Origin of the sequence: Sphingomonas sp. NPDC019816 (genome assembly GCF_050274375.1) — a bacterium.
Classification (GTDB): Bacteria; Pseudomonadota; Alphaproteobacteria; order Sphingomonadales; family Sphingomonadaceae; genus Sphingomonas.
On sequence record NZ_JBNNOB010000169.1, the window covers coordinates 1 to 6,317 of the forward strand.

Below are 6,317 nucleotides of genomic sequence, written 5' to 3' on the forward strand. Positions count from 1 at the left end.
GGAGGGCACGGGGTCTCACCGAGACCAGCCGCAGTGGCCCATGCCCCTCCCCAACCCCTCCCCCTGCCGGGAGAGGGGCTTATCATGACTCCGATCACCCTGATCGCATCAAAATTGTTGCAATGCGTATCCCTACCCCGCAAATCTGATTTCGTGCTCCGCCAGTATGAACTCGTCGACCGCGTGCTCGACTATGACCCCCAGGCCGATGAGGCGCTGCTCAACCGCGCCTATGTCTTCTCGATGAAGGCGCATGGCAGCCAGAAGCGTGCCTCGGGCGATCCCTATTTCAGCCATCCGATCGAGGTGGCCGGCATCCTGACCGACCTGCATCTGGATGACGAGACGATCGCCACCGCCATCCTGCACGACACGATCGAGGACACCGTCGCCACCTATGACGAGATCGAGCGGCTGTTCGGTCCCAATGTCGCGCGGCTGGTCGATGGCGTCACCAAGCTGTCCAAGATCGAGGCGCAGACCGAGAGCGAGCGCGCCGCCGAAAACCTGCGCAAGTTCCTGCTCGCCATGTCGGACGATATCCGCGTCCTGCTGGTGAAGCTAGCCGATCGCCTCCACAACATGCGTACCCTCCACCACATCGCGAAGCCGGAGAAACGCCGCCGCATCGCGAAGGAGACGATGGACATCTATGCCCCGCTCGCCGAGCGGATCGGCATGTACGAGTTCATGAAGGAGATGCAGATGCTCTCCTTCCAGCAGCTCGAACCCGAAGCGTTCGAATCGATCTCCCTGCGTCTGGCCCAGATGAAGGAGGGCGGCGGCGACCGGATTTCCAAGATCGCGTCGGGGCTGAAGCTGCTGATGTCGCGCGGCGGCGTGGATGCGGACGTGACGGGGCGCGAGAAATCCGCCTTCTCGATCTTCCGCAAGATGAACGAACGGCACATCAGCTTCGAGCAGCTGTCCGACGTCATGGCCTTCCGTGCGATCGTACCGACCGAGGAGGACTGCTACCGTGCGTTGGGGCTGATCCATCGCCGCTGGCCGATGGTGCCGGGGCGGTTCAAGGATTATATCTCGACACCCAAGCGCAACGGCTATCGCTCGCTCCACACGTCCGTCATCCATGCCGACAATGCGCGTATCGAGATCCAGATTCGCACGCCGGAAATGCATGCCGAGGCCGATTTCGGCCTGGCCGCGCACTGGACCTACAAGCAGGCGACCCGCCACGACGCGCAGGTCAGCTGGATTCGCGACCTGGTCGAAATCCTCGACACCTCGGACAGCCCCGAAGAGCTGATCGAGCATACGAAGATGGCGATGTACCAGGATCGCATCTTCGCCTTCACCCCCAAGGGCGAGCTGATCCAGCTGCCCAAGGGCGCGACGCCGATCGACTTCGCCTATGCCGTCCACACCGATCTGGGCGACCAGGCGGTGGGCGCCAAGCTGAACGGGCGCGTCGTGCCGCTGTCGACCGTGATCTCGAACGGCGACCAGGTGCAGATATTGCGCTCGGCGGGGCAGACGCCGCAGGCCAACTGGCTGAACCTGGCGATCACCGGCAAGGCGTTGGCCGCGATCCGCCGCCACCTGCGCCACGCCGAGCGCGCCGAGCAGGTGACGCTGGGCACCAAGCTGTACGAGGATATCGTCCGCCGCCTGCCCGCGCAGATCGGCCCCGATGCGCTGACCCATGCGCTCCAGCGGTTGAAGATGCCCGACGAGGCGCATCTGATGATCGCGATCGCGCGTCGCACCGTGTCTGACGCCGCCGTGATGGAGGCGCTGATGCCCGGCTCGGCGGGCGCGGATGTCGCCGCCGTCCCACCGCAGTCGAGCGCGATCTCTATCAAGGGGCTGACGCCCGGCGTCGCATACGACCTCGCGCAATGCTGTCACCCGGTGCCGGGCGACCGCATCGTCGGCCTCCGCCGCCCCGATGCGGGGATCGAGGTACACGCGATCCAATGCCCGGTGCTGGCCGAGCTGGCCGACCGGACGGATGAGGAAACCGACTGGGTCGACGTCTCCTGGGGCGACGAGAGCGAGGGCGCGACCGCGCGCATCTCGGTCATGGTCAAGAACGAACCCGGCGCGCTCGGCATCCTCGCGACGATCATCGGCCAGCATAGGGCCAACATCATCAACGTCCGGCTGGATACGCGCGATACGCGCTTCCACACCAACCTGATCGATGTCGAGGTGCACGACATCCAGCATCTGATGCGCCTGATCGCCGCCCTGCGCGCCGCCGATGTGGTGAGTGCGGTTCAGCGGGTTTGAGGGTTCACGCGGAGACACGAAGACGCGGAGGTGTCTGGACGAGCCGCGTTGGAGACCGCTCATTTCGAGCGGCAGGCAAAGCCGCCTGATCGTAGAGGATTACAGCCTGCGGCTGGATTCGACACCTCCGCGTCTTCGCGTCTCCGCGCGAACAACCTTCTTTGAGTTTCCGGGCAGGGGCCGGGATCCGGTCGCGAGGAGCGATCGAAGGCGCCATGCATATGCCTCCCCCGCATCGCATGACGCATCACCAGCGGCGAAGAAACCCGGCCCCGGCCTTCGCCGGGGAACAGAAAACATGAAGCAGAAATGACGAGCCCGTAACAAAAGACGGGAACCCCCGCCCGTCAAACGCTTTGAAAAGCGCGAACAGGGAGTCCCGTCACCGATGCGTTTCGCCACCGCCGCCACCATGATCGCGCTTGTCGCCGCCCCCGTGACAGCGCAGACCACGCGCTCCATCTCCGCCTCGGACAAAGCGCAAGGCGCACAGGCCAACCCGGAACTCGTCCAGCAATATGGCGGCCGCTATACCGGCCCGCAGGCGGCGTTCGTCGAGCGCGTCGGCAAGCGCGTGGCGGTCCAATCCGGCCTGTCGAACGCGCAAGGCGACTTCACCGTCACCACGCTCAACTCGCCGGTCGAGAACGCCTTCGCCATCCCCGGCGGCTATATCTATGTCACGCGCCAGCTGCTCGCGCTGATGAACTCGGAGGCCGAACTCGCTTCGGTGCTGGGGCATGAGGTCGGCCATGTCGCCGCACGCCATTCACGCAGCCGCAACACCGCCTCGACCATCGGCTCGATCCTCGCGGCGGGCGCCGGGGTCCTGACGGGCAGCAATCTGGCGACCCAGCTGGTCGGTACCGGCGCGCAGCTGGTCACGCTGAAATATGGTCGCGATCAGGAATATCAGGCCGACGGCCTGGGCATCCGCTACATGACCGCCGCCGGCTATGATCCCTATGCTTCGGCCGACATGCTCGCCTCGCTAGCGGCGTCGAGCAATCTGGCCGCACGGACGGACGGGCGCGATGCCAACGCCATACCCACCTGGGCCTCGACCCACCCCAACAGCGTCGACCGCGTACGCCGCGCCGCCGCGCTGGCGCAAGCGACCGGTCGCCCGGAAACCGCGCCGGCACAGGACACCGCCTTCCTGCGGATGCTCGACGGCCTGCCTTACGGCGATGACCCCAAGGAAGGCATCATCGACGGCCAGACCTTCCGCCATCCCGGCCTGAAGCTGAAATTCACTGCGCCCAGCGGGTATCGCATCGCCAATGGCAGCGATGCGGTGAGCATCGTCGGCCAAGGCGGACAGGCCGAGATGCGCCTGGCCCAGGGCAGCGATCTGGGCCAGGCGATCACCCAACGCTTCGGCCAGCTCGGCACCGGCACCCCCTCGGGCCAGTTGCAGAACGGCACCGCCAACGGCATCCCCTATGCCTATGTTACGACGCGCGCCGCCGCCAATCGCCGCGCGGTGGATGCGACGGTGGTGGCTTACCGCTTCCCGTCGGCCACCTATACCTTCACGCTGGTCACGCCGGCGGGGTCGGGCATCGGGCCGTTCCAGCCGCTGCTCGCCTCGGTCGCGCCGCTCTCGGCCGCCGAGGCGGGCGCCATTCGCGGCAAGAAGATCAGCATCGTCACCGTCAAGGCGGGCGATACGGTCGACAGCCTGGCGGCGCGCATGGCCTATCCCGATTACCAGCGTGAACGCTTCGTGACGCTCAATGGCCTCGACGCCGACAAGCCGTTGATTCCCGGCCGATTGGTCAAGCTCGTCGTGAATGGGTGACGGACGGCTTCGACGCCGCTAAACCAGCGGCGTCATGAAGCGCCCCGCCCTGTCCGTCGTCGTTCCCTGCTATAACGAAGCCGCCTGCCTCGACGTGCTGCACGCGCGCATCTCGGGTGCGGCGCGCGCGGCGGTGGGCGAGGATTATGAGATCGTCCTGATCAACGATGGCTCCCGCGACGACAGCTGGCCGGTGATGCAGCGGCTGGCCGCCGCCGACCCGCATCTGGTGGCGATCAACCTGTCGCGCAACCATGGCCACCAGCTGGCGCTGACGGCGGGCCTGGACCTGTGCGCGGGCGAGCAGATCCTGATCATCGACGCCGATCTTCAGGACCCTCCCGAACTTCTCGCCGACATGCGCGCGACCATGGCCGCGCAGGGGGCGGACGTGGTCTATGCGGTGCGGCGCAAGCGCGCGGGCGAGACGCTGTTCAAGAAGGCGACGGCGGCGCTCTTCTACCGGATGCTCGACCGGCTGACCGACACGCCGATCCCGCTCGACACCGGCGACTTCCGCCTGATGAGCAGGCGTGCGCTCGACGCGCTGCAATCGCTGCCCGAACAGGCGCGCTTCATTCGCGGCATGGTCGCCTGGGTCGGCTTCCGCCAGGTCCCCTTCCCCTATGACCGCGCCGAGCGTCATGCGGGCGAGACCCATTATCCGCTGGGCAAGATGATCGCGCTCGCCTTCGACGCAGTCACCGGTTTTTCCACCGCGCCGCTCCGCTGGGCCAGCCATATCGGCCTGGCGCTGACGGCGGCGTCGCTGCTGCTGCTGGTCTATATCGCGTTCGGCTGGTTGACCGGCACGGCGGTGCAGGGCTGGACCTCGACCATGCTCGTCACCGTCATCCTGGGCGCGGTGCAGATGTTCGTGCTGGGCATGATCGGCGAATATCTGGGACGGCTCTATATCGAATCGAAGCGGCGGCCGCTCTATCTCGTTGCCGATGTCGCGGGCCCGGTACAGGGCCATGCCCGGCTGGGCTATAGCGCGCATCAGGGGGCCAAGGACCCCGCCTGAGCGCTATCGCGACGGCCACACCCAGCGCGGGCGCTCGACATCTTCCACCAACGTCTCGCCCAGTTCCTTGTACAGACGGATCGACCGCGTCTCCAGGCTGCGGTCGAGCGCATCGACCAGCGTGGCGGCGTGCGAGACAATGATGATCTGGCACCGCTCGGACGCCTTGACGATCAACCGCGCCAGCGGACCGAGCAGATCGGGATGCAGGCTGGCCTCGGGTTCGTTGAGGATCATCAACTCCGGCGGGCGTGGCGACAGCAAGGCGGCGGCGAGCAGGATATAGCGTAGCGTCCCGTCCGACAGTTCGGACACGTTTAGCGGGCGGAGCAGGCCATGCTGGTGCATCTGGACCTCGAACCGCTCACCGACACTCAGTATCGCGCCGTCGAACGCGTCTGCGATCGTATCCGCGAGGATGCCATCGTCGCCGATCATGGAGATCGTCTGGATCGCCGCACCGATATCGCCCCCGTCACTAGCCAATATCGGGGTGAAAGTGCCCACTTGCGGGCGACGTGCAGGGGCGTCGCGGTCGGTTCGCAGATCGTCATAGAAGCGCCAGCCACGCATCCGATCCCGCAGGCGCAGCAGTTCCAGTCCGTCGCCGCTGTCGGCGCAATGGGTAACGACGCTGTCATAAGGGGCGATCTCACGCCGCCGCTCGCTCCAGCCGCCGTCTTCGACACGGCGCAGGCGGATCATCTTGCCCCGCCGTTCGGCGATTGGATTGGCGCGCCCCAGCACCGATCCGACCCATAGCGCCTCGGCCTTCACCTCGGGATCATGCGCGAAGCCCATCGAGTCGGGACCGGCCAGACCCAGATCGATGGCATAGCCATAGTCGGACGACGAGAAGCCCAGTTTCAGGCTGATCGGCCCCGACCGTCTGGTACCCTGTACGGGCATTTCGCCGGCCTTCATCGCCCGGCTGAATTTTTCGGGGCCAGCCCATAATGTCGACATCAGGCCACCCTCGCCCGCCAGCGACCCGATCACCCGGCCCTGCGCCACGTCCGACAAAAGACGCAGCGCGCGATAGAGACTCGACTTGCCGCTGCCGTTCGCGCCGGTGACGACGGTCAGGGGCCCCAGCGGCACGACCACGTCGCGAAGGGAACGGTATCCGGATATGGCCAGCGTTTCGATCACGGCGGTCAGGCTATGACGGCGGCTATGGGGCTGTCCATGGTTCGTGGAAAGGTTGGGACGTGGCCTTCGACTTCGGCGCTT

General features: G+C 66.1%; 4 protein-coding genes. 3 read left to right on the plus strand and 1 reads right to left on the minus strand.

The window, feature by feature from the left end:
• The first annotated feature begins 153 nt into the window (after positions 1 to 153).
• The 3 genes from ACQKJZ_RS17295 to ACQKJZ_RS17305 all read left to right on the plus strand — a co-directional run bounded on the left by ACQKJZ_RS17295 (position 154) and on the right by ACQKJZ_RS17305 (position 5,084).
• Positions 154 to 2,253: a RelA/SpoT family protein gene (locus ACQKJZ_RS17295; RefSeq protein WP_427732712.1), complete on the plus strand. Its 2,100-nt coding sequence runs from the start codon at positions 154 to 156 to the stop codon at positions 2,251 to 2,253.
• Positions 2,254 to 2,641: 388 nt separating this feature from the next.
• Positions 2,642 to 4,057, plus strand: coding sequence for a M48 family metalloprotease (locus tag ACQKJZ_RS17300; protein WP_427732707.1), 1,416 nt, complete (start codon positions 2,642 to 2,644; stop codon positions 4,055 to 4,057).
• Positions 4,058 to 4,091: 34 nt separating this feature from the next.
• Positions 4,092 to 5,084 carry a glycosyltransferase family 2 protein gene (locus tag ACQKJZ_RS17305; protein WP_312489895.1) on the plus strand — a complete coding sequence of 331 codons (993 nt, stop codon included), beginning with the start codon at positions 4,092 to 4,094 and terminating at the stop codon, positions 5,082 to 5,084.
• A 3-nt stretch (positions 5,085 to 5,087) separates the two neighbouring features.
• Here ACQKJZ_RS17305 and ACQKJZ_RS17310 read toward each other — a convergent pair.
• On the minus strand, positions 5,088 to 6,317 hold a 1,230-nt coding region (locus ACQKJZ_RS17310), incomplete at its 5' end, for an AAA family ATPase (protein WP_427732710.1).